The sequence below is a fragment of the Bradyrhizobium sp. 521_C7_N1_3 genome, from assembly GCF_052075975.1.
In the GTDB taxonomy this organism is placed as follows: domain Bacteria; phylum Pseudomonadota; class Alphaproteobacteria; order Rhizobiales; family Xanthobacteraceae; genus Bradyrhizobium; species Bradyrhizobium japonicum.
In genome coordinates this window covers 9815932-9841313 of record NZ_CP197232.1, presented here as the reverse complement: position 1 = coordinate 9841313, position 25382 = coordinate 9815932, and the positions used below count along the sequence as shown (strand labels likewise).

At 65.7% G+C, this 25382-nt stretch carries 18 protein-coding genes; 10 read left to right on the top strand and 8 right to left on the bottom strand.

The annotated features are described in order from the left end of the window. Window positions 1-37: 37 nt before the first annotated feature. Both AB7008_RS46715 and AB7008_RS46710 read right to left on the bottom strand, forming a co-directional pair. The gene (locus tag AB7008_RS46715) at window positions 38-1726 is read right to left on the bottom strand and encodes a cisplatin damage response ATP-dependent DNA ligase (RefSeq protein ID WP_441261040.1); all 1689 of its coding nucleotides are present in this window, start codon (window positions 1724-1726) and stop codon (window positions 38-40) included. Next, window positions 1723-2760: a ligase-associated DNA damage response exonuclease gene (locus AB7008_RS46710; protein WP_441261291.1), complete on the bottom strand. Its 1038-nt coding sequence runs from the start codon at window positions 2758-2760 to the stop codon at window positions 1723-1725. The genes AB7008_RS46715 and AB7008_RS46710 overlap by 4 nt, the downstream gene beginning before the upstream one ends. A 133-nt stretch (window positions 2761-2893) precedes the next feature. On the opposite strand from AB7008_RS46710, the gene AB7008_RS46705 reads away from it, so the two are divergent. The 5 genes from AB7008_RS46705 to AB7008_RS46685 all read left to right on the top strand — a co-directional run bounded on the left by AB7008_RS46705 (window position 2894) and on the right by AB7008_RS46685 (window position 9378). Beyond that, window positions 2894-3820: a class I SAM-dependent DNA methyltransferase gene (locus AB7008_RS46705; RefSeq protein WP_041957356.1), complete on the top strand. Its 927-nt coding sequence runs from the start codon at window positions 2894-2896 to the stop codon at window positions 3818-3820. A gap of 116 nt (window positions 3821-3936) precedes the next feature. Further along, complete coding sequence (locus tag AB7008_RS46700; protein WP_028160257.1) at window positions 3937-5166, top strand: ABC transporter substrate-binding protein; 1230 nt, start codon at window positions 3937-3939, stop codon at window positions 5164-5166. A gap of 159 nt (window positions 5167-5325) precedes the next feature. Further along, a complete protein-coding gene (locus AB7008_RS46695) occupies window positions 5326-7902 on the top strand; it encodes a ligase-associated DNA damage response DEXH box helicase (protein ID WP_441261039.1) in 2577 nt (858 codons plus the stop codon). 53 nt (window positions 7903-7955) lie between these two features. Continuing rightward, window positions 7956-8627: a ligase-associated DNA damage response endonuclease PdeM gene (gene pdeM / locus AB7008_RS46690; protein WP_441261038.1), complete on the top strand. Its 672-nt coding sequence runs from the start codon at window positions 7956-7958 to the stop codon at window positions 8625-8627. Window positions 8628-8946: 319 nt separating this feature from the next. Beyond that, a complete protein-coding gene (locus AB7008_RS46685; RefSeq protein ID WP_014491352.1) occupies window positions 8947-9378 on the top strand; it encodes a hypothetical protein in 432 nt (143 codons plus the stop codon). Between the two features lie 135 nt (window positions 9379-9513). On the opposite strand, the gene AB7008_RS46680 is transcribed toward AB7008_RS46685, so the two are convergent. Next, window positions 9514-10296, bottom strand: a complete 783-nt coding sequence (locus AB7008_RS46680; RefSeq protein ID WP_038959907.1) for a DUF2865 domain-containing protein — start codon at window positions 10294-10296, stop codon at window positions 9514-9516. A gap of 236 nt (window positions 10297-10532) precedes the next feature. Further along, the gene (gene pyrE, locus AB7008_RS46675) at window positions 10533-11096 is read right to left on the bottom strand and encodes an orotate phosphoribosyltransferase (RefSeq protein WP_014491354.1); all 564 of its coding nucleotides are present in this window, start codon (window positions 11094-11096) and stop codon (window positions 10533-10535) included. Window positions 11097-11267: 171 nt separating this feature from the next. On the opposite strand from pyrE, the gene AB7008_RS46670 reads away from it, so the two are divergent. Continuing rightward, a complete protein-coding gene (locus AB7008_RS46670; RefSeq protein ID WP_039154700.1) occupies window positions 11268-11894 on the top strand; it encodes a glutathione S-transferase family protein in 627 nt (208 codons plus the stop codon). A 190-nt stretch (window positions 11895-12084) separates the two neighbouring features. Here the strand turns inward: AB7008_RS46670 and AB7008_RS46665 are convergent, their stop codons facing one another. The 3 genes from AB7008_RS46665 to AB7008_RS46655 all read right to left on the bottom strand — a co-directional run bounded on the left by AB7008_RS46665 (window position 12085) and on the right by AB7008_RS46655 (window position 17285). After that, a complete protein-coding gene (locus AB7008_RS46665) occupies window positions 12085-12720 on the bottom strand; it encodes a LysE family translocator (RefSeq protein ID WP_028160252.1) in 636 nt (211 codons plus the stop codon). A 180-nt stretch (window positions 12721-12900) separates the two neighbouring features. Then, window positions 12901-15981, bottom strand: a complete 3081-nt coding sequence (gene polA, locus AB7008_RS46660; RefSeq protein WP_304491857.1) for a DNA polymerase I — start codon at window positions 15979-15981, stop codon at window positions 12901-12903. Window positions 15982-16217: 236 nt separating this feature from the next. Next, window positions 16218-17285 (bottom strand): acyltransferase family protein, encoded by a 1068-nt coding sequence (locus tag AB7008_RS46655; protein ID WP_441261037.1) that lies wholly within the window; start codon window positions 17283-17285, stop codon window positions 16218-16220. 192 nt (window positions 17286-17477) lie between these two features. Between AB7008_RS46655 and AB7008_RS46650 the strand changes: the two genes are divergently transcribed. The 4 genes from AB7008_RS46650 to AB7008_RS46635 all read left to right on the top strand — a co-directional run bounded on the left by AB7008_RS46650 (window position 17478) and on the right by AB7008_RS46635 (window position 23748). Beyond that, on the top strand, window positions 17478-18794 hold the full coding sequence (locus tag AB7008_RS46650; RefSeq protein WP_441261036.1) for a UDP-glucose dehydrogenase family protein: 1317 nt from the start codon (window positions 17478-17480) through the stop codon (window positions 18792-18794). Window positions 18795-18918: 124 nt separating this feature from the next. Beyond that, entirely contained in the window at window positions 18919-21396 is a 2478-nt protein-coding gene (hrpB, locus tag AB7008_RS46645) for an ATP-dependent helicase HrpB (RefSeq protein WP_304491854.1), read from the top strand. A gap of 129 nt (window positions 21397-21525) precedes the next feature. Further along, window positions 21526-22038 carry a TIGR02281 family clan AA aspartic protease gene (locus AB7008_RS46640; RefSeq protein WP_080751989.1) on the top strand — a complete coding sequence of 171 codons (513 nt, stop codon included), beginning with the start codon at window positions 21526-21528 and terminating at the stop codon, window positions 22036-22038. Between the two features lie 210 nt (window positions 22039-22248). Continuing rightward, window positions 22249-23748: a phosphomannomutase/phosphoglucomutase gene (locus AB7008_RS46635; RefSeq protein WP_085398210.1), complete on the top strand. Its 1500-nt coding sequence runs from the start codon at window positions 22249-22251 to the stop codon at window positions 23746-23748. A 155-nt stretch (window positions 23749-23903) separates the two neighbouring features. On the opposite strand, the gene AB7008_RS46630 is transcribed toward AB7008_RS46635, so the two are convergent. Continuing rightward, a complete protein-coding gene (locus tag AB7008_RS46630) occupies window positions 23904-25373 on the bottom strand; it encodes a methyl-accepting chemotaxis protein (RefSeq protein WP_212100179.1) in 1470 nt (489 codons plus the stop codon). Window positions 25374-25382 lie beyond the last annotated feature (9 nt).

Sequence of the window (25382 nt, the reverse complement as noted above, 5' to 3'; positions counted from 1 at the left end):
GTCACGGCGGGGCACATGGGGAACCCGCATTCCCTCGTCAATGGCTGTCGGCGGAAGCCGCAACCTTAATTGTTGGTAGGGATTCGTCAGCCTTCAGCATGTTTTCCAGCGTTTCCAGCCGGTCGGCCTCGCGCGGCGGCTTGTCCCAGCGCAGCCGGCTGATGCGGGGAAAGCGCATGGCGACGCCGGATTTGTGCCGCTGGGAACGCTGCAGCCCCTCGAACGCCACCTCCAGCACCAGTCCCGTGTCGGGCTCGTGCACGACGTGGCGCACGGGGCCGAATTTCTCGGTGGTGTTGCGGCGGACGAAACGGTCGATCTGCAAGAGCTCCTCGTCGGTGAAGCCGAAATAGGCTTTTCCGACCGGCACCAGCTCGTCGCCGGCTTCGCCTGCGGTCCAGACGCCGAAGGTGTAGTCGGAGTAATAGGACGAGCGCTTGCCGTGGCCGCGCTGGGCATACATCAGCACGGCATCGATGATGTGCGGATCGCGCTTCCACTTCCACCACTGGCCCTTTGGGCGCCCCGGCAGGTAAGGCGCATCGCGCCGCTTCAGCATGACGCCTTCGACGGCATCGGCATCTTCGCCCGCGCCGGCACTCGCGGGATCGGCGCGCGCCGCGGTCAGCGCCTGCCAGCTTGCGAAGGGTACGGTGGGTGACAGGTCGATGCGGGGATCGTCGAGCTTGCCGATAAACGCCTCCAGCCGTTCGCGCCGTTCCGCGAAGGGCAGCTCGCGCAGATCGTTCTCGTCGTCACCGAGCAAATCGTAGGCGCGCAAATGGATCGGAAATTCCTTGATCAGCTTCGGCGAAACGACCTTGCGGTTGAGGCGCTGTTGCAGAACATTGAAACTCTGCACGCGTCCTTCGCGCAGGATCAGAAGCTCGCCGTCGATCGCGCCTGCGAGCCGCAGCGACGGCACGAGGTCCGGGAAGCTTCCCGTGATGTCCTCGCCGGTGCGCGAATAGAGCCGCGCCGTGATCTGCCCGCGCTCATCGCGGCCCGCCACTGCCTGCACGCGGATGCCGTCCCATTTCCATTCGGCGACGTAATCGGCGGGATCGAGCGCGGCGAAATCCGTGTCCTCGATCGCGTGCGCGAGCATCACGGGGCGGAACGGCGCGGGATCGCGATTGACCGGCTTTTCGCCGCGGCCTTCCAGCCAGGCGAACAGGTCGAGATAGGGCGGGCTGAGCCCCGGCCAGATCAGCTCGACTTCGTGCGGGTCCTTGTCGCCGAGCGCAGCAGCCGCGGTCTTCGCCAGCCGCGCGGAGATGCCGATGCGCAGCGCGCCGGTGACGAGCTTCAGCAGCGCCCAGCGGCCGGTCTCGTCGAGCTCGTCGAGCCAGCGTTCGAGCTGCTTCGGCAGCTCGGTCTTGCCGAGCGTGCGCAGCGTGGTGACGACGTCCGTGAGGGTCGGGGGAGGTGGGTTGTTGTGGGCTGCCATGGCCGCTTTCGGCCACATCAGCGCCACGGTCTCCGAGAGATCGCCGACGTAATCGTAGCTCAACCCGAACAGCACCTCATCCGTGCGCGACGCGATCAAATCGCGGATCAGGGCGGGCTTGGCATGCTTGAAGCTCAGCGCGCCGGTCAGCGCGGCCAGCGCGTAGCCGCGGTCGGGATCGCCGACCTCGCGGAAATAACCGGTGATCAGCCGCAGCTTGTTGTTGCGGCCGGGCTCATAGGCGAGGCGATCCAGCAGTTCGGCGAAGCGGTTCATGCTTCGGCCTCATCTTGAAGCGGCGTCTCGCTCTCCTCCTCGTCGCCATAGCCGACGAGATCGAGCGGCTGCGCGCGAAGACCTTGCGACTTGCACCAATGCACCAGCGCGTCTTCCTGGCCGTGGGTGACCCAGATCTCGCCGGCGCCGGTCGCGGCGATGGTCGCGGTGAGGCCGTCCCAATCGGCGTGGTCGGAGATCACCAGCGGCAACTCGATGCCGCGCTGCCGTGCGCGGGCACGCACCCGCATCCACCCCGAGGCAAAGGCGGTGACGGGGTCGGGAAAGCGCTGCGTCCAGAGGTCCGAGGTGGCCGACGGCGGCGCCAGCGTGATCGTGCCGGCGAGCGCCGCCTTCTTCACGCCCATCACCGGCTTGAGCTCGCCGAGATCAATCCCGCGGCTCTGATAATACTCGGTGATCTTCTCCATCGCGCCATGCAGGTAGATCGGTGCTTCATAGCCGGTCTGCCGCAACAGCGCGATCACGCGCTGCGCCTTGCCGAGCGAATAGGCGCCGACCAGATGCGCCCGCTCGGGAAACAAGGCAACGGAGGCCAGCAGCTTCCTCACCTCGTCGGCGGCATCGCCGTGGCGAAACACCGGCAGGCCAAAGGTGGCCTCGGTGATGAAGACGTCGCAGGGCACGAGCTCGAACGGCGTGCAGGTCGGATCGGGCGCATCCTTGTAGTCGCCGGAGGCGACGATGCAGGTGTCCTTGCAGGTCACGGCGATCTGCGCCGAGCCCAGCACATGACCGGCCGGGTGAAACCTCACGCGGACGTCGCCGAGCCGGATCTCCTCGCCATAGCGGATCGCCTGCGTCGAGCCGGCAAAGTTCTCGCCATAGCGCAGCCGCATCATGTCGAGCGTTTCCTGCGTCGCCAGCACCGCGCCATGGCCGGCGCGGGCATGGTCGGAATGGCCGTGGGTGATCACGGCCCGCTCGACCGGGCGGACAGGGTCGATGTGGAAGTTGCCGGGCTTGCAGCACAGGCCGTCAGCAGTTGGCAGCAGGATGTCTTGCGGACGCATGTGCGTCATATAGGGAGCGGCCACCCCAAATGAACCCGTCATGCGCGGGCTTGACCCGCGCCTCCATCCTTTTAAACAGTTCCCTTTTTGATGGATTGCCGGGTCGAGCCCGGCGATGAAAATCGGTTCCCAGATGCCCCTGCGCCTGTTCCACTCCTCCGGCGATCTCATGGCCGACCGCCGTTTCGAATTCGCGCGCGATCTCCAGCTCAAGGGCGATCTGCCCGCCGCCGCCGACCTCATCGAGCAGGCGATCGAGCTCGCGCCTGACTTCACTTCGGCCTGGTTCACGCTCGGCGAGATCCGCCAGCAGCTCGGCGAGCGCGACAAGGCGATCGCGGCGTTCCGGAAGGCATGCGACTGCGACCCCGAGGACCAGCACGGCGCCGGCCTGCATCTGATGCGGCTCGGCGACGCGCAGATGGCGGAGATGCCCAAGGCCTATGTGCAGGCGTTGTTCGACCAGTACGCACCGCGCTTCGAGCATGCGCTGATCAACGACCTCGGCTACCGCGCGCCGTCGCTGATCTTCAAGGCGGTGCTGGCCGCGCGCGTCGCCGCGAAGAAGCCGGCCTTCTTCAAGCGCACCATCGATCTCGGCTGCGGCACCGGGCTTGCGGCCGCCGCCTTCGCCAAGCAGGTCGATCATTTCATCGGCATCGATCTGTCGCCCGGTATGATCAAGGAGGCGCGCGCCACCGAGCTCTATGCCGAGCTCGAAGTCGCCGACATGATCGAAGGCCTGCGCACCAAGGGCGATGCGAGCGCGAACCTCGTCGTCGCCGCCGATGCGTTCGTCTATCTCTCCGATCTCGCGCCGGTGCTCATCGAGGCGAAGCGCGTGCTCGTATCCGGCGGCGTGCTCGCTTTCACGCTGGAGACGCATGACGGCAGCGGCATCGTACTTGGCGAAGGCCTGCGCTATGCCCATTCGGCGGAATATGTGCGTGGCGCGATGGCGAAGGCCGGGCTCAAGCTGCTGACATTGGAGCCGGCATCGCCACGCATCGAGAACAACGAGCCGGTGCGCGGTCTCGTCGTCGTCGCCGAGAAAACTTGAGTCTAGGCGCTAGATACCCGGCAATTTAAGCGTCATTGCGTCGCAAAGCGGCGTCTTCCTACTTGCGAGCCGTGCTGCGTTGCCAGCACAATGCGCGCACTAGGGAGAAACAAATAATGACCAAGAATCCATCGCGGCGCGATTTCAGCGCCGGTGTGCTCGCAACCATGGCAGCATCCACATTGCCCGCGCCTTACGTCTGGGCCGCCGAGAAGAAATACGATGCGGGCGCCAGCGACACCGAAATCAAGATCGGGCAGACCGTGCCGCATTCCGGGCCCGGCTCGCTCTACGGCGTGTTGGGGCGCATCGGCGAAGCTTATTTCCAGATGCTGAACGAGAAGGGCGGCATCAACGGCCGCAAGGTCAAGTTCCTCACCATGGACGACGCCTACAGCGCGCCGAAATGCGTCGAGGCGACGCGGCGCCTGGTCGAGCAGGAAGAGGTGCTGGCGCTCTATGGCTCGCTCGGCACCGCGCCGCAGACCTCCGTGCACAAATACCTGAATTCGAAAGGCGTGCCGCAACTGCTGCTCAACACCGGCGCGTCGAAGTGGAACAATCCGAAAGAATTCAAATGGACGATGGCAGGCCTGCCGCTTTATCCGACTGAGGCGCGCATCCTGGCGCGGCACGTCGTCGCCGTGAAGCCGAACGCCAAGATCGGCATCCTCTACCAGAACGACGACTTTGGCCGCGACTTCCTCGGTCCGTTCAAGAAGGTGCTGGAAGACGCCGGCGGCACCGCGAAGGTGATCATGGAGCAGACTTACGATCTCACCGATCCGACGGTCGATTCCCAGCTCATCAATCTCTCGAAGTCGGGCGCTGACGTCTTCTACAACATCACCACCGGCAAGGCGACGTCGCAGTCGATCCGCAAGGTCGCCGAGCTCGGATGGAAGCCGCTGCAATTGTTGTCGGCGGGCTCGACCGGCCGCTCGATCCTCAATGCCGCGGGCCTGGAGAACGCGACCGGCATCGTCGCCATCCGCTACAACAAGGAAGTCGGCCTGCCCAAATGGGAGAAGGACCCGGACGTGATGGCGTTCGAGGAGTTGCGCAAGAAGTACACGCCGGCGATCGATCAGGACAACACCATCGCCTTTGCCGGTTATGGCCAGGCCGTCACCATGGGCGAGATCCTGCGCCGCTGCGGCGACGATCTCACCCGCGCCAACGTGCTGAAGCAGGCGTCCACGCTCGCGGGCTTCCACTCGCCCTATTTCCTCGACGGCGTCACCTACAGCTACACGCCGGAGGACTACACGCCGATGAAGACGCTCTTCATCTCCACCTTCAGCGGCAAGGACTGGGACATCTCCGACAAGCCGATGTCGGAGTAGGTGCGGGCAGAGTGCCGTAGGGTGGGTAAAGGCGCGTAGCGCCGTGCCCACCATCTCTCCCGGTGCTCGGGGCGAATGGTGGGCACGCTTCGCTTTGCCCACCCTACCGGACCTCCCACCCCCTCGACGAACCCACCTGCACGGCTTACCTGTGATGCCGTGCCGCCCCGCATCCTCAAAATCCCGGCCGAGCCGGCCACGCTGCTGCCCGACCGCTTCCAGGCGTGGTTCGCGGCCCGCGGCTGGTCGCCGCGTGAGCATCAGCTCGCGCTGCTGGACAAGGCGCGCGAGGATCGTTCCGCACTGCTGATCGCGCCCACCGGCGCGGGCAAGACGCTGGCGGGATTTCTGCCGACGCTGGTGGAGCTCTCGACGCAGCCGGTCGAACGGGGCGCAGGGGCGAAGCAAAGCCCCGTCTCCACCGGCCGCGATGTTCGCCGCAGCGATGGCCTGCACACGCTCTATATCTCGCCGCTGAAAGCGCTCGCAGTCGACATCGCCCGCAATCTCGAGCGGCCGATTGCGGAGATGGGGCTGCCGATCAAGGTCGAGACCCGCACCGGCGACACACCGGTGTCGCGGCGGCAGCGCCAGCGGCGCTATCCGCCCGATATCCTGCTGACGACGCCTGAGCAGGTCGCGCTGCTGCTCTCCTCCGATGACGCGCCGTTCCTGTTCTCCTCGCTGCGACGCATCGTGCTCGACGAGCTCCACGCGCTGGTGACGTCCAAGCGCGGCGATCTGCTTTCGCTGGGTCTGGCGCGGCTCTGGCGGCTGGCGCCGCAGCTGCGCGCGATCGGCCTGTCGGCGACCGTGGCCGAGCCGGACCAGCTTGCACGCTTCCTGGTGCCGCAGCCCGGCGGGAAGCAGGCGGCCGCCGACATTGTCGTCGCCGGCGGTGCCGCGCCGCCGCAGGTGGAGATGCTGGACACCCGCGAGCGCCTGCCCTGGGCTGGCCACAGCGCGCGCCACGCGCTTCCCGAAATCTACGAGTTGATCAAGGCCAACAAGACCACGCTCGTCTTCGTCAACACCCGCAGCCAGGCCGAGATGCTGTTCCAGAATCTCTGGAGCATGAACGACGACAACCTCGCGATCGCGCTGCATCACGGCTCGCTCGACGTCGCCCAGCGCCGCAAGGTCGAGGACGCGATGTCGGCGGGCAGACTGCGCGGCGTGGTCTGCACCTCCTCGCTCGACCTCGGCGTCGACTGGGGCGATGTCGATCTCGTCGTCAATATCGGCGCGCCAAAAGGCTCTTCGCGTCTGATGCAGCGGATCGGCCGCGCCAATCACCGCCTTGATGAAGCCTCGCGCGCGGTGCTGGTGCCGGCCAACCGTTTCGAGGTGCTGGAGTGCCGCGCCGCGATCGATGCGATCGCCGAGAATGCGCAGGATACGCCACCCTTGCGCACAGGCGCACTCGACGTGCTGGCCCAGCACGTGCTCGGCCGCGCCTGCGGCGAGCCGTTTCTGAGCGATGATCTCTACGGCGAGGTGCTCACGGCCGCGCCATACTCAGATCTCGCCCGGCAGGATTTCGACGACGTCGTCGATTTCGTCGCCTCCGGCGGCTACGCGTTGAAGACCTATGAGCGCTTCGCCCGCATCAAGCAGGACAAGCAGGGGCGCTGGCGCGTCGCCAATCCAAAGGTGCGGCAGAGCTATCGTCTCAATGTCGGCACCATCGTCGAGGAGCCGATGCTGAAGGTGCGGCTCGTTCGTGGGCGCTCCAGCGGCAGCGGCTCGACCGGCGCCATCGCGCGCGGCGGCCGCGTGCTCGGCGAAATCGAGGAATATTTTATCGAGGGCCTGACCGCCGGCGACACCTTTGTGTTCGGCGGCGAAGTCGTGCGCTATGAGGCGTTGGCCGAGGATCAGGTCTATGTCTCCCGCGCCAACGACAAAGACCCGAAAGTGCCGTCCTATATGGGCGGCAAATTTCCGCTCTCGACCTATCTTGCCGAGCGCGTGCGGCGCCTGCTCGACGACCGCCGTGCATGGAACGGTCTGCCTGAGCAGGTGCGCGACTGGCTGTCGTTGCAGAAAGACGTCTCACGTGTGCCGGGCGTGCGCGAACTGCTGGTCGAGACCTTTCCACGCGGCAACAAGCATTATCTCATTTGCTATCCCTTCGAGGGCAGACTCGCGCACCAGACGCTGGGCATGCTGCTGACGCGGCGGCTGGAGCGGATGCGCGCCCGGCCGCTCGGCTTCGTCGCCAATGAATATGCGGTGGCGATCTGGGGGCTTGGCGATGCCTCCTTCATGATCCGCAACGGCCAGCTCGATCTCGACGCGCTGTTCAACCCGGACATGCTCGGGGACGATCTCGAAGCCTGGCTCGCGGAATCTGCGCTGATGAAGCGCACCTTCCGCAATTGTGCGCTGATCTCCGGCCTGATCGAGCGGCGCTTCACCAGCGAGGACAAGAGCCGCCGCCAAGTGCTGTTCTCGACCGATCTCGTCTACGACGTCCTGCGAAAGCATCAGGCCGATCACGTGTTGCTGCGCGCCGCCCGTGCCGATGCAGCCACCGGCCTGCTCGACCTGCGCCGTCTCGGCGCCATGCTCGCTCGCATCCAGGGCCGTATCACCCATCGGGAACTCGATCACGTCTCGCCGCTCGCCGTCCCCGTGATGCTGGAAATCGGCCGCGAGTCAGTTTATGGCGAAGCTGGCGACGAGCTGTTGGCGGAAGCCGCCGATGAGCTTGTCAAAGAGGCGATGGGATAAGGGTAGGTTTGGACGTGACGATTGGCGCGCTGGTTTCAGAGGATGTGGAAGACATGCGCGTTTCCAAAGTCACCATCAGTGATGTGACCTTCGCAACCGATCTCTCCGGTGCGCTGTTCTGGGAAGAGCAGCGCCTGCTCGTCGTCTCCGATCTGCATCTGGAAAAAGGATCCAGCTTCGCCACGCGCGGTGTGCTGCTGCCGCCTTACGATACGTTGGCAACGCTGAGCCGTCTCGCTGCTGTCATCTCCCGCCATAATCCCCGAGCGGTCATCGCGCTCGGCGACAGTTTTCACGACCGAACCGCGCATGAGCGGTTGTCGTCCGACGATCGCGATGCTGTTGCCGCACTCCAGACCGGCCGCGACTGGATCTGGATCTCGGGCAATCACGATCCGATGCTGCCGCGCGATCTGGGCGGGACCGTCGGCGACGAAGTCACGATCGGTCCGATCACCTTCCGCCATGAGCCGACCGGTGCGCGCGGCGAGATCGCCGGCCATCTGCATCCGAAGGCGCGCGTCTCCGCACGCGGCCGCTCGATGGAACGCCGCTGTTTCGCCAGTGACGGGATGCGCGCCGTGATGCCCGCCTTCGGCGCCTATGCCGGCGGTCTCAGCATCCGCGATGCCGCGTTCGCAAAGATCTTTCCCAGCAATGGCTTTGTCGCCCATCTGCTCGGTGATCGCCGCGTCCACGCCATTGCGGCCTCGCGCTGTTGTTGAGATCCCGGCCTCGTGCGAACCGGATCCATCGGGCCCGTCAACGAAAAATAGGACAGGACTACATCCAGTACTTATCCGGAATCGCCTAAGTTCATAGGTACCTCTAACTTACCAACTTGCCGGGGCTGGATTTCATCCCGAACACGATTGCAACCGGCAAAGGGGTCGCTGCGAGGCGGCCCCTTTCGATTCCGCCAGCTGGATTTCTCCCCTGTTGCGGAACAAATTAAGAACACTTTAGCAAGTCTTTGATATATCATTGTGATTCGGCGCGTTGCCGACACAATATCTAGCGTCTGTCAGACTTTGCGAGGACTACATGTCCACCATCGCCTTCGATCAATTTGCCCTCACCCGGATCGCCGATTTCGCGCGGTCGCTGTCGCGGCTGCATCAGGCGGCGCGGCGCTACGCGGTCGATGACGACCAGTTCGACCGCGAGTTCAACGCGGTGTGCCAGTCGATATGGGGCTACACCATCGACGACGTCAGCGACGATCTGTTCTCGACCGAGGATCATCTGTTCCTCGACACGCTGGACGAAGCGCATGCGCGCATCTTCGCAGCCGAGCAGGGTTACGATCTCATCGGCGAGGCGGGCATGCTCACCGACTGGTGGGGTTTCTGCTGGATGATCCTGGCCGAGAAGCGCGGCCTGCTGACTCAGGAAAACCGCGCCGCTGCGCGCGCGGCGATCGAGGAAAAATATCTGGCGGCGCCGAACGTGATCGGGGTGATCATCGGGAGATGATGGTCTCGTGCCCCGGGCGCGGCGCAGTACGTCAGTGATGCGCTGCTGAACCGGGGCCCATGCTTGCGGCATTCCGGGTTCCGGCTCTGCGTCGCGTCATTGCATGCCGCGCCGCGTCCGGGACACGAGAGCAAGCTAATCCAGCCCCGCCCGTTTCGCCGGCTTCTGTGCAGGGGTCTTCGGCACCGTCACGTCAGGCAGCGCCTCGCGCACGATCTCGACCGAGGCCGGCGCATCTGCCGCGACCGTCTCTGCGCGCACCGGTGCCACCTTCATCTCGCCGAGCCGCGCGCGGACCTGCGCGGTGAGTCCGGGGTAGGAGGCAACCGGCGTGAAGTCCGCGGCCTGGTCATTGCCGACGCGGATGCCGGTATAGGCGACGAGGCCGTCGCTGGTCGCGATCACGTCACCGGCTTTCAGCGAGGAATCCAGCGCGAGATCGACCGGGGCGAGGCCGACTGGCTCGCGGCCGTTGCAGGTGCAGTCGGCACGCAGCGCCTTGCGATAGGCGAACGCGTTCTCGCTGTCTGCGTAGCGCTCGCCGGTCTGCGAAGCGGCGCCGTCGATCGAAGAGCCGAAATAGACCTTTGTCGTGGTGGCAGGACAGAACGCCTGACACATCTGGGCGGGCGACGCGAGGCCCCGCATCAGCGGAAAATATTTGCCGTCGCAGGTGCGCACGCAGAAGGCCGGGCCCGAGCCGCCGGCCGCCGCCGCGCGGGTCGGGGGCACATATTGCGGGTTTGCGGGATTCTGCTGGCTGGCGAAGGGATCGGCAAAGGAGTTCGACTGCTGCGGCACCTCACGCTGCGGCCGGGGCCGCTGCATTCCGCCGAAGAAGAAGTCGAACAGGCCTTCGGCCGAAGCCGGGGCTGGAACCGCAAGCAGCGGGGCCGCCAGGCTGGCGGCCACAAGCATCGCGCGACGCGCATGGGACAAGGCTGTACGCAATGCTCACTCCGACGCTACTGAATCGGCCGGAACCTTCCGAGGTCTCGGCACATGATTCACCATAGTGCTGGATGGTAAATGAGCAGTTGCGCGGAGGCGATTTCAAGTCGAGGCCGTGACCTCTTCAAGGCCGGGCACAGCTTCCCGCGGATGGTTGCTTCCGGGCAACGCCCGGCATGGACGGCCAGGACCGTCTCGCGGCCTTAAGCCTTCAAGAACTCCGACGCCTTGTACAGCGAGCGGAACGGCAGGCCGGCCGCGCCGAACGTGTCGGTGGCGCCTTCCTCGCGGTCGACCATGGTCAGCACCAGCACCACCTCGGCGCCGGTCTCGCGTACGGATTCCACCGCTTTCATCGCCGAGCCGCCGGTGGTGGTGACGTCCTCGACGATCACGACGCGCTTGCCTTCGAGCGTCTCGCCCTTGGGCAGGCCTTCGATCGCGAGCTTCGCGCCGTGCTCCTTCGGCTTCTTGCGCACGAAGAACGCCGCGATCGGATGGCCCTTGATCCAGGAGATCTGCGCCAGCGCGCCGGCCAGCGGAACCGCGCCCATCTCGAGCCCGCCGATGAAGTCGAGTTGGTCGTCCTTCAGCGCCTCATAGGTCAGCTCGGCGAGCAGGGTCGCGCCCTCGGGGTCGAGCATGGTCGGCTTGAGGTTGAAGTAGAAATCGCTCTTGCGACCCGACGCGAGCGTGACGTCACCGCGGCCGAAGGAGCGCCGGCGGATGATTTCGAACAGGCGGGCGCGGGAGGCAGATTTCGACACGGCGGTCCCTCGGGGCTTTTTGGAGGTGGCGGAATTTATCCGCGACGGCCGCGACATTCCAGAGGGGACCGGTCGAGTCAACAGGGATCGGCCATCCCGGTCCGCCAGTTGTGGGGGTGCAACCTTCTGGAGTAGTTGGATGCCAGATATCTCGGGGAAGGAAATGCCTGAATGACCATCGAGCTGCACACCTGGAACACGCCGAACGGCCGCAAGATCTCGGTCGCGTTGGAGGAAATGGGGCTGCCTTACAAGGTGGTCCCGGTGAACATCACCAAGGGCGAACAGATGGCGCCGGGGTTCCTGAAGCTCAGCCCCAACAACAAGATCCCCGCGATCGTCGACCCCGAGGGGCCGGACGGCAAGCCGGTCAGCATCTTCGAGTCCGGTGCGATCCTGCTTTATCTCGGCGAAAAGACCGGCAAATTCCTGCCGAAATCGCTCTCGGAGCGCATCCCCGTCTATGAATGGCTGATGTGGCAGATGGGCGGCTTCGGCCCGATGCCCGGCCAGGTGCACCATTTCATCGCGCTCGAGAACGAGCAGGATCGCGCCTATGGCCTGAAGCGCTACATGGCGGAGACGCGCCGGCTCTACGGCGTGCTGGACCGCCGGTTGGAGGCTCACGACTTCGTCGCCGGCGACCTCTCGGTTGCCGATTTTGCCATCCTGGGCTGGGCCTGGCGCCACCCTCGCCACAAGGTTGAGCTGGCCGATTTTCCTAACGTCAAGCGCTGGTATGAGGCGCTGATGGCGCGTCCCGCGGTGAAGCGGGGCATGGACGCGAAGCTGGATTGATCTCTCCCTTACCCTCCCCTGGAGGGGGAGGGTCGGCACGCGATCGAGCGAAGCGAGATTGCGTGACGGGGTGGGGTGAAGGTCTCTCCGCGTTGAACAGTGCTCGTGGGGAGAGATCACCCCACCCCGCTACGCATTCCGCTTCGCTACATGCGCAGCGACCCTCCCCTCCAGGGGAGGGTAAGAAAGTTCACACCTTCTTCGCTTCCACCGCCATCCGCACCGCAAGCCCGGCCAGCACCGTGCCCATCAGCCAGCGCTGCACCAGCATCCAGCTCGGCCGGCTCGCTAGGAACAGCGCGATCGACCCTGCGGCAAGTGCGATCATCGCGTTGACGCTGACGCTGATCGCGATCTGGATCGCCCCCAACACCACCGACTGCGTCAGCACGCTGCCGGCGGCGGGATCGATGAACTGCGGCAGCAGCGCCAGATACAGCATCGCGATCTTCGGATTGAGCAGATTGGTGACAAAGCCCATCGCGAACAGTTTGCGCGGGCTGTCGATCGTGAGCTGCTTCACCTGGAACGGCGAACGTCCGCCCGGCTTCACCGCCTGCCAGGCCAGCCACAGCAGATAGCCCGCCCCGGCGAAGCGCAGCGCGTCATAGGCAAAGGGAATGGCGAGCAAGAGCGCGGTGATGCCGAACGCCGCGCACAGCATGTAGAACACGAAGCCGAGCGCCACCCCGCCGAGCGAGACGATGCCCGCCGCCGGCCCCTGCGTGATCGAGCGCGAGATCAAATAGATCATGTTCGGTCCCGGCGTGAGCACGAGACCGAGGCAGACGAGGGCGAAGCCGAGCAGGGCGGAGGTGTGGGGCATGGGTGAACCGGTGCGGGAGACGGCACGGTTCTAATATGCGCCGCGCGGCGGAGCCATCGCGCAATTGCACGGAGGACAATTCGATTCCCGCAGCTCACCCCAACGTCGTCCCCGCTTTCACCGGGACGACACCGTGTTCGCGGCATCAGTGAAGCGTCAGCGGGCAGAGGTGAAGAGACATCAATGCGCCTCGTCCCAATTGTTCGCCGCGCGCGCATCGACATGCAGCGGCACCGACAGGTCCACGGCCGGGAACGGCGCGTCCTGCATCACGTGCTGCACCACCGGGAGCGTCGCCGCGACCTCGGCATCAGGCACCTCGAAGATCAGTTCGTCGTGCACCTGGAGCAGCATCTGCGCTGTCAGCTTCTTCTGGACCAGGGCGTCCTCCATCCGCGTCATGGCGCGGCGGATGATGTCGGCGGCGGTGCCCTGGAGCCGCGCGTTGATCGCGGCGCGCTCGTTGAAGGCGCGTACCGAGGCGTTAGAAGCCTTGATGTCGGGATAGTACATCTTCCGGCCGAACAGCGTGGTGACATAGCCGTTGCTCCGGCAGAAGTCGCGCGTTTCGTCCATGTAGGCGCGGATGCCGGGGAAGCGCTCGAAATACTTCTTGATGTAGGCGGAGGCTTCCTCGCGCGCGATGCCGAGCTGGTTGGCGAGGCCGAATGCCGAGATGCCGTAAATGATGCCGAAATTGATCGCCTTGGCGCGGCGGCGGATTTCACTCGGCATGCCCTCGATCGGCACGCCGAACATTTCGGAGGCCGTCATCGCGTGAATGTCGAGCCCGTCCTTGAACGCCTGCTTGAGGACGGGAATGTCGGCGATCTCGGCGAGCAGCCGGAGCTCGATCTGCGAATAGTCGGCGGAGACGAGCTTGTGCCCGGGCGTCGCGATGAAGGCGCGGCGGATCTTTCGGCCGTCCTCGGTGCGCACCGGGATGTTCTGCAGATTCGGCTCGTTCGACGACAACCGGCCCGTCGTGGTCGCGGCCAGCGCGTAGGTGGTGTGGACACGATGGGTCTGCGGGTTGACGTAGGTCGGCAGTGCGTCGGTGTAGGTCGATTTCAGTTTCGAGACCTGGCGCCACTCGAGGATCTTCTTCGGGAAGTCGTGGCCCTGCTCGGCGAGCTCGTCGAGCACCTGCGCAGTCGTCGACCACGCGCCGGTCTTGGTCTTGGTGCCGCCGGACAGCCCCATCTTGCCGAACAGGATGTCGCCGATCTGCTTGGGGCTGCCGACATTGACGGGCTCGCCCGCGATCTCCTGGATCTCGGCTTCGACGCGCGCCGCGGTCTGGGCGAAGTCGCCTGATAGCCGCGACAGGACCTGACGGTCGATCGAGATGCCGCGCCGCTCCATGCGGGCGAGCACCGACACCAGCGGCCGCTCCAGTGTCTCGTAGACGGCGGTCATGTGCTCGGCGACGAGGCGCGGCTTCAGCACGCGCCACACGCGCAAGGCCATGTCGGCGCCTTCCGCCGACAGCGGTGCGGCCTTATCGATCGGCACCTGGTCGAAGGTGATCTTGCCCTTGCCGCTGCCGAGCAGCTCGCTCTCCTTCAGCATGGCGTGGCCGAACCAGCGCTCCGCGAGCGCTTCGATCGCGTGCGAGCCGCGGCCGGCATCGAGCACATAGGAGATCAGCTGCGCATCGTCGACGTTACGCAGCGTGATGCCGTGCTGCGCCAGCATCACGGCGGCGAACTTGACGTCGAAGCCGATCTTGAGAATGCCCGCCGATTCCAGCACCGGCCGCAGCGCCTCGATCGCGTCGGCATGCTTGACCTGGTCCGGCGCGAGACCCGCGTCGAACAGGCCGGCGCCGCCGCCGGACTGCTTGTGCGCGAGCGGCACGTAGCGGGCCTCGTTCGGCGCCAGTGCCAGCGCGATGCCGCAGAGATCGGCCTGCATCGGATCGATGGAGTTGGCTCGCGTCTCGATCGCGACATGGCCGGCGTCATGGATGCGCGCGACGAAGGCGTCGAGCTCCTTGAGCGTCTTGATCGCCTGGTATTTGCCGCGGTCGACCGGCAGCTTGCGCAGCGCCTCTTCGCGCGCGGCGGCCAGTGAAATCGGCGCGCCCTTGAGGCCGGCCGACTTATCGCCCTTGTCGCCGCCCGTTGCGGTCGCGGCCGGAGCGGCGAAAAGATCGCCGGAGGTCTCTGACGTTTTTGCCCTGGCGGCGTCGCCGCCGGCCCTGGCGCCGCTGCTGTTCGACGCATCGGCATCGACATTGGCCGGATCGATCTGCGAATAGTCGGCGACGCGGCGCGTCAGCGTGGAAAATTCCATCGCCTTCAGGAAGGCAATCAGCTTGCGCGCGTCGGGCTCGTGTACTGCGAGGTCGTCCAGCGGCACCTCGAGTTCGACCTTGTCGTCGAGCAGCACCAGCTGGCGCGAAATCCGCGCCTTCTCGGCATTCTCGATCAGCGCCTCGCGCCGCTTCGGCTGCTTGATCTCGGTGGCGCGGAACAGGAGCTGTTCGAGGTCGCCATATTCGACGATCAGTTGCGCCGCGGTCTTGATGCCGATGCCGGGCACACCGGGCACGTTGTCGGTGGAATCGCCGGCCAGCGCCTGCACTTCGACGACTTTCTCCGGCGGCACGCCGAACTTCTCGATCACCTCGGGAATGCCGATGCGGCGATCCTTCATAGTGTCGTACATCATGATCTTGTCGTTCACGAGCTGCATCAAATCCTTGTCGGAGGACACGATGGTCGTGTGGGCGCCGCGATCGCTGGCCTGCCGCGCATAGGTCGCGATCAGATCGTCGGCCTCGAAGCCGCCCTGTTCCAGGCAGGGCAGATCGAAGGCGCGCACGGCTTCGCGGATCAGCGCGAATTGCGGAATCAGATCATCGGGCGCGGGCGGCCGGTGTGCCTTGTATTCGGGATAGATCTTGTTGCGGAACGTCACCTCCGACTTGTCGAACACGATCGCCAGATGCGTCGGGCGGTTGTCCTCGGGCATGTCGCGCAACAGCTTCCACAGCATGTTGCAGAAGCCGAGCACGGCATTGACCTGCAAGCCATCGGACTTGCGGTTCAGCGGCGGCAGCGCGTGATAGGCGCGGAAGATGTAGCCGGAACCGTCGACCAGGAAGATGTGGTCGCCCTTGCCGGCCGCCTTCGCCGCGACTGGTTTGGCAGCAGCTGTCGCAGTGGACTTGGCGTCAGCGGCCTTGGGCGCAGCAGCCTTGGTGTCAGCTTTGGCGGTGGTCTTCGGGGATGTCGTTGGGGAGCTTTTGGGCATGGCCGCAATGTATGAATTTTTGCGGGCTTTGACAGCCTTGAGAGGGGGATTTTTGGGCCGCTGGTGTCGCTATCCCCACTGTCGTTCCCGCATCCACAACTGTCACTCCCCGCATTCCCGCTGTCATTCCCCGCGAAAGCGGGGAATCCAGTACGCCGCGGCTTCTCGGCTCAATCACTGGCGTCTCGGCGTACTGGGTCGCCCGGTCGAGCCGGGCGACGACACCGGGAGGGTCGCTACTCCGCCGCCTGCAACACTGGCCCGGCCTTCTTCGGCGCGATCCAGAACGTCTGCGGCCGTTCGAACAGGAAGCGGGCATTGAGCCGCAATGCGACGTACCAGATCGCGAGCGATCCGATCACGCCGACGATGGTGACGATCAACGACACCGTGCCGATGTCGGGAATGACGCCGGTGCGCAGCAGCAGCGTTCGTGTCGCCGCCATCGGCAGGAAGAAGGCGAGGTAGATCACGATCGAATGCTCGCCGCAGAAGCGGAAGAAGTTCAACCGCTGTGCGCGGGCGAGCAGCGTGCCCATCGTAATGATGGCGCCGGCGCCGGCGAAGCCGAGCGCGAGCGAGACGATCTTCCATTCGCTGGCGCCGAGCGCGACGAGGCCCGCATTGACCAGCGCCCAGGTCGCAAGCGCCGCCAGCGCGAGTGCGGGATGGTTGCGCGCGCGATCGGACAGCGCGAACACGTAAGGCGCAAACAGATATCCCGAATAGAAATAGACGAAGCGCGCGCAGAATTCGTCGATCGCGGTCCAGCCGGTCGAGATGCGCGCCGTCTCCAGCGCGGCAGCGATGAGCCAGATCGCCAGCGGCGGGACTCGCCGTGTCAGTTTCGTGACGACGAAGAAGATCGGCAGCAGGTAGATGAACCAGAGCGTGCCGAACGGCTCGACGAAGGATTCCAGATACAGCAGGCCCGCCTCGCGCCAGCTCGTCTCCGCCGCGAACGCCGGTGCCTTGAAGCCGAACTGGATTGTCACCCAGACGACATAGAAATAGGCGAAATGCACCACCTTGCGGTCGAGATAGGTTCGCCAGTCCCGATCGATCACCAATGGCAGGAACAGGCCCGAAATCAGGAAGAAGTCCGGCATCCGGAACGGCTTTGCGAAGGCCACGGCGACATGCATGAAACCGGTCTGGCCGGCGGCGATCTCCACCCCCAGCACCGAGTGCATCATCACGACCATGACGATGCAGATGCCCTTGGCATAGTCGACCCAGTCGACACGCGCGGCCGAGGGGGCCTTGGGAAGCCCGCTCGCGGCGATTGTGCCTGATAAAGCCATGGTGTCCCGTTTCGAGGCGCGGTCCGCCCGGCTCTGTGCGGGCGTGGTGCAGTGTGAAGCCTTGCGGTTTAAGGTTTCTTTACCGGTACAATTCGCGTGCCGGTTTTTGCATCCGGGCTGTTCTCTCCCCTCAGGAAAATGCTAAACCGATCGAGTTGGGGTTTCGTTAACCAAGCTGGAGCAGGGTTTTTCATGCGAATCGCGATGATCGGAACGGGCTATGTGGGACTGGTGTCCGGAGCCTGCTTTGCGGATTTCGGTCACGACGTCACCTGCGTCGACAAGGACGAGAAGAAGATCGCGGCGCTTCATCGCGGCGAGATTCCGATCTACGAGCCCGGGCTCGACGAGCTGGTCGCGACCAATGTGAAGGCCAAGCGGCTCGACTTCACCACCGATTTGTCGAAGCCGGTCGCGGACGCCGATGCCGTCTTCATCGCGGTCGGCACGCCGTCGCGCCGCGGCGACGGTCACGCCGATCTGTCCTATGTCTACGCCGCCGCGCGCGAGATCGCGCAGTCGCTGTCGGGCTTCACCGTCGTCGTGACCAAGTCCACCGTCCCGGTCGGCACCGGCGACGAGGTCGAGCGCATCATCCGCGAGACCAACCCCGCGGCCGACGTCGTCGTCGCCTCCAACCCCGAATTCCTGCGCGAGGGCGCCGCGATCCGCGACTTCAAGTACCCCGATCGCGTCGTCGTCGGCACCTCCGACGAGCGCGGCCGCAAGGTGATGGGCGACATCTATCGCCCGCTGTCGCTGAACCAGGCCCCGTTGATGTTCACGGCGCGCCGCACCGCCGAGATGATCAAATACGCCGCGAACGCGTTCCTCGCGACCAAGATCACCTTCATCAACGAGATCGCCGATCTCTCGGAAAAGGTCGGCGCCAACGTGCAGGAAGTCGCGCGCGGCATCGGCCTGGACAACCGCATCGGCACCAAGTTCCTGCATGCGGGTCCCGGCTTCGGCGGCTCCTGCTTCCCGAAGGACACCAAGGCGCTGATCAAGATCGCGCAGGACTACGACGTGAGCTTGCGCATCGTCGAATCCGTGCTGGCCGTCAACGAGAACCGCAAGCGCGCGATGGCGCGAAAAGTGAGCCAGGCGCTCGGCGGTAGCTTGCGCGGCAAGACCATCGCCGTGCTCGGCCTCACCTTCAAGCCCGACACCGACGACATGCGTGATGCGCCGTCGATCCCGCTCGTCACCGGCCTGATCGACATGGGCGCGACGGTCAAGGCTTTCGATCCCGTCGGCATGGAGCAGGCCAAGGGCGAGCTGCCGCACATCACCTATTGCGAGGATGCCTATTCCTGCGCGCAAGGCGCCGATGCGCTGGTCATCGTCACCGAATGGGTGCAGTTCCGCGCGCTCGATCTCCACCGGCTGAAGGAGGCCATGACCCAGCCCGTCGTGGTCGATCTCCGCAACATCTACCCGCCCGAAGAGATGCAAGCCGCCGGCTTCACCTACGAGAGCATCGGCCGTCCGCCGGTGCAGGGCTGATAGCCACGCATTGTTGTCATACCCCGCGAAGGCGGGGTATCCAGTATGCAGAGATCCTCGGAATGGCCGGGATGTGAGTTGACTGGATCGTCCGCCCTGCGCGGACGATGACGGACCGAGACTTTTGCCCCGCAGCTTCGACACGCCCCTCCCGATCGATGCCGTGCTCGACGACCTCTCGCGCACGCTGGAGGCGCATAATTCGGCTGTGCTGGTGGCGCCGCCCGGCGCCGGCAAGACCACGCGCGTACCGCTGGCGCTGCTGGATGCGCCCTGGGCCGCGGGCAAGAAGATCATCGTGCTGGAGCCGCGGCGTATCGCTGCGCGGGCGAGTGCCGAGCGCATGGCCAAGTCGCTTCGCGAGCGGGCCGGCGAAACCGTCGGATACCGCGTCCGCTTCGGCTCGAAGATCTCGCGCACGACGCGCATCGAGGTGGTGACCGAGGGTATCTTCACCCGCCTGATCCTCGACGATCCCGAGCTCTCCGGCATCGCGGCCGTCCTGTTCGACGAATTCCACGAGCGCTCGCTCGACGCCGACATGGGCCTCGCGCTGGCGCGCGACGCGCAAACCGGCCTGCGCGAGGATCTGCGCATCCTCGTGATGTCGGCAACGCTCGACGGCGCCCGCGTGGCAAAGCTGCTCGGGGAAGCGCCCGTTGTCGAGAGCGAGGGCCGCGCTTTTCCGGTCGAGACGCGCTATCTCGGCCGCAAGGCGGATGCGCCGGTCGAGCGGCAAATGGCGGATGCGATCGCGTCCGCGCTGCGCGCCGACAGCGGGTCGGTGCTGGCGTTCCTGCCGGGCGCCGCAGAAATCCGCCGCACCCAGAATTTCCTCAGCGAGCGCGTCCAGGATGCCTCCATCGAGATCGTGCCGCTTTTCGGTGCGCTCGATGCCGCCGTGCAGGACCGCGCGATCGCGCCCGCGCCGAAGGGCACGCGCAAGGTGGTGCTGGCGACCTCGATCGCGGAGACCTCGCTCACCATCGAGGGCGTGCGCATCGTGGTCGATTCCGGTCTTGCCCGCGTGCCGCGCTACGAGCCCGACATCGGCCTGACGCGGCTCGAGACCGTGCGCGCTGCGCGGGCGGCGGTGGACCAGCGCCGCGGCCGCGCCGGCCGCACCGAGCCCGGCGTCTGCTACCGGCTCTGGGACGAGCCGCAGACGGCCTCGCTTGCGCCCTACACCCAGCCGGAGATCCTCAGTGCCGACCTCTCCTTGCTGGTGCTCGACCTCGCGCAATGGGGCGTCGCCGATCCCGCCGCCCTCTCATTCCTCGATCCACCGCCTGTGCCTGCTTGGAAGGAGGCGAAAAGCCTTCTCTCCGAGCTCAACGCGCTCGATGGCGACGGCCGCATCACCGCCGAAGGCAAAAGCCTGCGCGCATTGGCGCTGCCGCCGCGGCTGGCGCGCATGATCGTGGATTCGCATCGCGCGGGCAGCGGCGAAGCCGCCGCCGAGATCGCGGCCATCATCACCGAGCGCGGGCTCGGCGGCGACAGCGTCGATCTCGAGTACCGGCGCGATCAGTTCCGCCGCGATCGCTCGCCGCGCGCCGCGAGCGCGCGCGATCTCGCGCGGCGCTGGGCTTCGCAGGTGGCGGCGTCGGAGAAGGCCGCAACCGGACAGGATGATCTCTCGACCGGCCTGATGCTCGCCTACGCCTTCCCGGACCGCGTCGCGCGCAATCGCGGCAATGGCACCTTCGTGCTCGCCAATGGTCGCGGCGCCGCGGTGGAGCAGACCTCGTCGCTCGCCCGCGCGTCCTACATCGCGATCGGCGAGATGACGGGCACGGCGGCGAGCGGCCGCGTTCTGCTGGCAGCGCCGATCAGCGAGGACGACATCGAGCGGCATTTCGCCGAGCATATCGAGACCGTCGACGAGATCTCGTTCGACCGCGGCGCGATGGCGCTGCGCGCGCGGCGCAAGCGCGCGCTGCATGCGATCACGCTGTCGGAGGCAACGCTCGCGGTGTCGCCTTCGGAGGAGACCGCGCGCATCTTCGCCGATGGGCTGATTGCCGTGGGTCTCGACCGGCTGCCCTGGTCGAAGGCCGCAAAGCAGTGGCGCGACCGCGTGATGTTTCTGCGGAAGGCCGAGGGCGACAGCTGGCCCGATTTGTCCGACGACGGACTGATCGCGCGGCGCGACGACTGGCTGGTGCCGGCGCTCTACGACAAGATCGCGCTGAAAGACATCTCGGCCGGCGATCTCTCCGACGCGCTGATGGCGCTGTTGCCCTGGGAGATGCGCGCAAGGCTCGATCGCGAGGCGCCGACGCATTTCGAGGCGCCGACCGGCAGCGTGCTCGCGATCGACTACGAGGCCGAGCAGGGGCCCACCATCGCGGTGCGGCTCCAGGAGTTGTTCGGGCTCAACACCCATCCGTCGATCGCGGCCGGCAAGGTGCCGCTGGTGCTGGAATTGCTGTCACCGGCGCAGCGCCCGGTGCAGGTGACGCGCGATCTCCCCGGTTTCTGGCGCGGCAGTTACGCCGCCGTGCGCTCCGACCTGCGCGGCCGCTACCCGCGTCATCCCTGGCCGGAGGATCCGGCAACCGCGCTGCCGACCCGGCGCGTCAAGCCGCGCGGGACGTGAGAAGCCACGAAGGCGCATTAACCCTCCGCTCATCCTTTTCGTCAAAATAGCGACGCTCTGACCGCGGCCTCGCTCGCGGCCGGGCCTGTCGCGTGGTGAAATCGAGCTCTCCGGCTCGGAAGTGGTGTGATGCGTAACATAATGATCCTCGCGGCCATCATGATCGGCCTCGGCACGTTCATGGCGCAGATGGCGGACAGGATGAGTTCTGCCTCCGCGACGTCAGCGCCACGCACGACGATCGCGGTTGCTGCGACGGCGCCGGCCGGTGGGCGCAGCCTCGCCATCTCCCGCGATGGCCGTGGCCATTTTCAGGCCGAAGGCCGCATCGACGGCCAGCGGATCGGCTTCATGATCGACACCGGCGCCTCCGTGGTCGCGCTGAACGAGACCTCGGCCGCCCGCTTTGGCCTGCGTCCCTCGCGCGGCGAGTACAACGCCACCGTCTCGACCGCCAACGGCACCATCAAGGCGGCACGCACGCGCATCGCCATGCTCGAGGTCGGCGGCCTCGTCGTGCGCGACGTCGACGCCATGGTGTTGCCGGACGAGGCACTGTCGGAGAACCTGCTCGGCCTCTCCTTCCTGTCCCGCCTGAAGCGCTTCGAATACGCCAACGGCCAGATGGTGCTGGAGCAGTAAGTTCGCGCCAAAGGCTCTCACCGCGCCGACGAACGGTCGTTCGCACGGATTTTTTCAGGACGGCATTGGCGGAAGTCTCGCGCCGGGCCGCGTTTTCCCGTTACCAAACTGCCGCAATTATAAGCCATAAGCTGCCATTCCCGCCTTCCGCTGCGGCCCGGCATTCGCTAAGGCTGCATCAATTCCCGCCATTTTCACGAGACCGTCTCAATGTTCCCCAAGCCGAAATCCGTCTTGTTGCCCAACACCTATGCCTTCGAATCAGAGCCGATGGTGAAGGCCACGGGTTTTCGCGAATACGACGCGCGCTGGTTGTTCCAGAAGGAAATCAACCTGATGGGGATCCAGGCGCTCGGCATGGGGCTGGGCGCGCTGATTGCGGAGCTCGGCGTCAAGCAGGAGATCGTCACCGGCCATGATTTCCGCGGCTATTCGGCCTCGATCAAATATGCGCTGATTTCCGGCCTGATGGCTGCGGGCTGCAAAGTGCACGACATCGGGCTCGCGGTGACGCCGATGGCCTATTTCGCGCAGTTCGACCTCGACGTGCCCTGCTGCGCCATGGTCACGGCCTCGCACAACGACAATGGCTGGACCGGCGTGAAGATGGGCGCCAACCGCCCGTTGACCTTCGGCCCCGACGAGATGACGCGGCTGAAGGAGATCGTGCTCAACGCCGAATTCAAGAACAAGGCCGGCGGCTCCTACCAGTTCCACGAGAATTATCCGGCGCGCTACATCGCCGATCTCACCGGCCGTCCGAAGCTGACCCGCAAGCTCAAGGTCGTCGCCGCCTGCGGCAACGGCACGGCCGGCGCGTTCGCGCCGCAGGTGCTGGAGGCGATCGGCTGCGAGGTGATCCCGCTCGACACCGAGCTCGACCACACCTTCCCGAAATACAATCCGAACCCGGAAGACATGGAAATGCTGCACGCGATCCGCGACGCGGTGCTGCATCACAAGGCCGATGTCGGCCTCGGCTTCGACGGTGACGGCGATCGCTGCGGTGTCGTCGACAACACCGGCGAGGAAATCTTCGCCGACAAGGTCGGCGTGATGCTCGCCCGCGACATGTCGGCGATCCACAAGGACGCGCATTTTATCGTCGATGTGAAGTCGACCGGCCTGTTCGTCACCGATCCCGTGCTGCAGAAGCAGGGCGCCAAGGTCGCCTATTGGAAGACCGGTCATTCCTACATGAAGCGCCGCACCCACGAGACGGGTGCGCTCGCGGGCTTCGAGAAGTCCGGCCACTTCTTCTTCAACAAGCCGTATGGACGCGGCTATGACGACGGCCTGGTGTCGGCGCTCGCGATCTGCGACATGCTCGACCGCGCGCCGGGCAAGTCGATGGCCGATCTGAAGAACGCGCTGCCGAAAACCTGGTCGTCGCCGACCATGTCGCCGCATTGCGCCGACGAGACCAAGTACGGCGTCATCGACCAGGTGGTGAAGCATTTTGAAGGCTTGCAGGCCAAGGGCGCCAAGATCGGCGGCCAGGCGATCCGCGATCTCGTCACCGTCAACGGCGTACGCGTCACGGTCGAGGACGGCAGCTGGGGCCTGGTGCGCGCGTCCTCCAACAAGCCCGAACTTGTCGTCGTGGTCGAGAGCCCGGTCTCCGAGCAGCGCATGCACGACATGTTCGAGATGGTGAACAGCGTGCTCCGTACGCATCCCGAAGTTGGCGCGTACAATCAGACGATTTGAGCGGGTCCGGAGCGCTCGCGCTTGCCGCATCCACCGCTGGATCACCCGCGAAAGCGGGTGATCCAGTGCGCTGCGGCCTCTCGATTCAATCACTGGCGTCACGGAGTACCGGATCGCCCGGTCAAGCCGGGCGATGCCCGCGTTCGGGCCGCGCCTCACGCCGTTCGCAGCGAGCCCAGGAAACCGTCGACCTCGGCCTTCAACCGCTCGGACTGCGATGACAATCCGGCGGCCGCCTGGTGCATCTTCGAGGCGGCGGCGCCAGCCTGCTCGGATGCCTTGCTCACGCTCGCGATGTTGTTGTTCACCTCGCGCGTGCCGGTGGCGGCCTGTTGCAGGCTGCCGGCGATCTCGCGCGTGGCGAGGCCCTGCTGATCGACGGCAGTCGAGATCTGGCCGGAGATCTCGTCGATCTCGGCGATCGTAGCCCCAATCGCCTGGATGGCGTTGACGGCATCGCCGGTCGCGCTCTGGATGCTCTGGACCTGCGCCGAGATCTCCTCGGTGGCTTTCGCGGTCTGGTTCGCCAGCGCCTTCACTTCGCTTGCGACCACCGCGAACCCCTTGCCGTGCTCACCGGCGCGGGCCGCCTCGATGGTGGCGTTCAGCGCGAGCAAATTGGTCTGGCTCGCGATGCTTTGGATAAGGGTGACGACCTCGCCGATCTTCTGCGTGCCGCTGGCAAGGCCTTCGACCACCTGATTGGTGCGGCGGGCCTCGTCCGCGGCCCTGGCCGCGATGTTCGCGGAGCGTGCGACCTGCTGCGTGATGCTGCTGACCGACGCGGTGAGCTCCTCGGTCGCGGCGGCGACGGTCTCGACATTGCTCGAGGCCTGGTTCGACGCTGCGGCCGCCGCACTGGTCCGGCGCGCGGTGTCGGCGCTGTTGCTGCTCATCGCGGACGACAGATGCTGCACCTCGCCGGCGGCGATCGCAACGGCCTCGACGATGCCGCCGATGCTGCGCTCGAAATTGCCGGCCAACCGCTGCTTGGCGGCTTCGCGATCCTGCTTGGCGCGCTGCTCGACCTCGCTGCGCTCGCGGTTGGCGCGCGCTTCCGCCGCCATCGCAGCCTGTGCTTCCGCGGTCTTCACGGCGGTGGTCTCGAACAGCTCCTGGAGCTTGTGCGCCAGCGCGATCAGCACGCCGGCCTCGATCAGCAGGATCGCCGCATGCAGCACGACGCGGCCGAAATCGGAGCCGCCGGGATAGATCGCAGCGGGCAGCACGAAGTTCAGTGCGATGTGATGCAGCGCCACAGCGACCGTCGCCGCGGCGATCGCGCGATAGTCGCAATAGGCGACGATGCACGCCAGCGCGGCGAAGAAATACATGTGCATGTCGATCTGCCAGGGATTCCCCTCGAACTGCCAGGTGAACATCGATACGCCGCTCATCAGGGCGACGGAGAACACGAGGCGGGTGGAGAGGCCGTTGCCCGACATGCGCCAGGACAGGGTCGCGGCGAGCGCGAAGATCGTCATGAATATCGCGGGGATCAGCCATGCCTTGCCCAGTGCGAGCCCGATCGTCACGCTGATCGGCACATGCAGCCAGAGCACCGCGACGAGGATCCTGCTGGTGGTTTGGCGCAGCGATTCGAGTCCGTCGTTCTCGACCATCATTTCGTATTC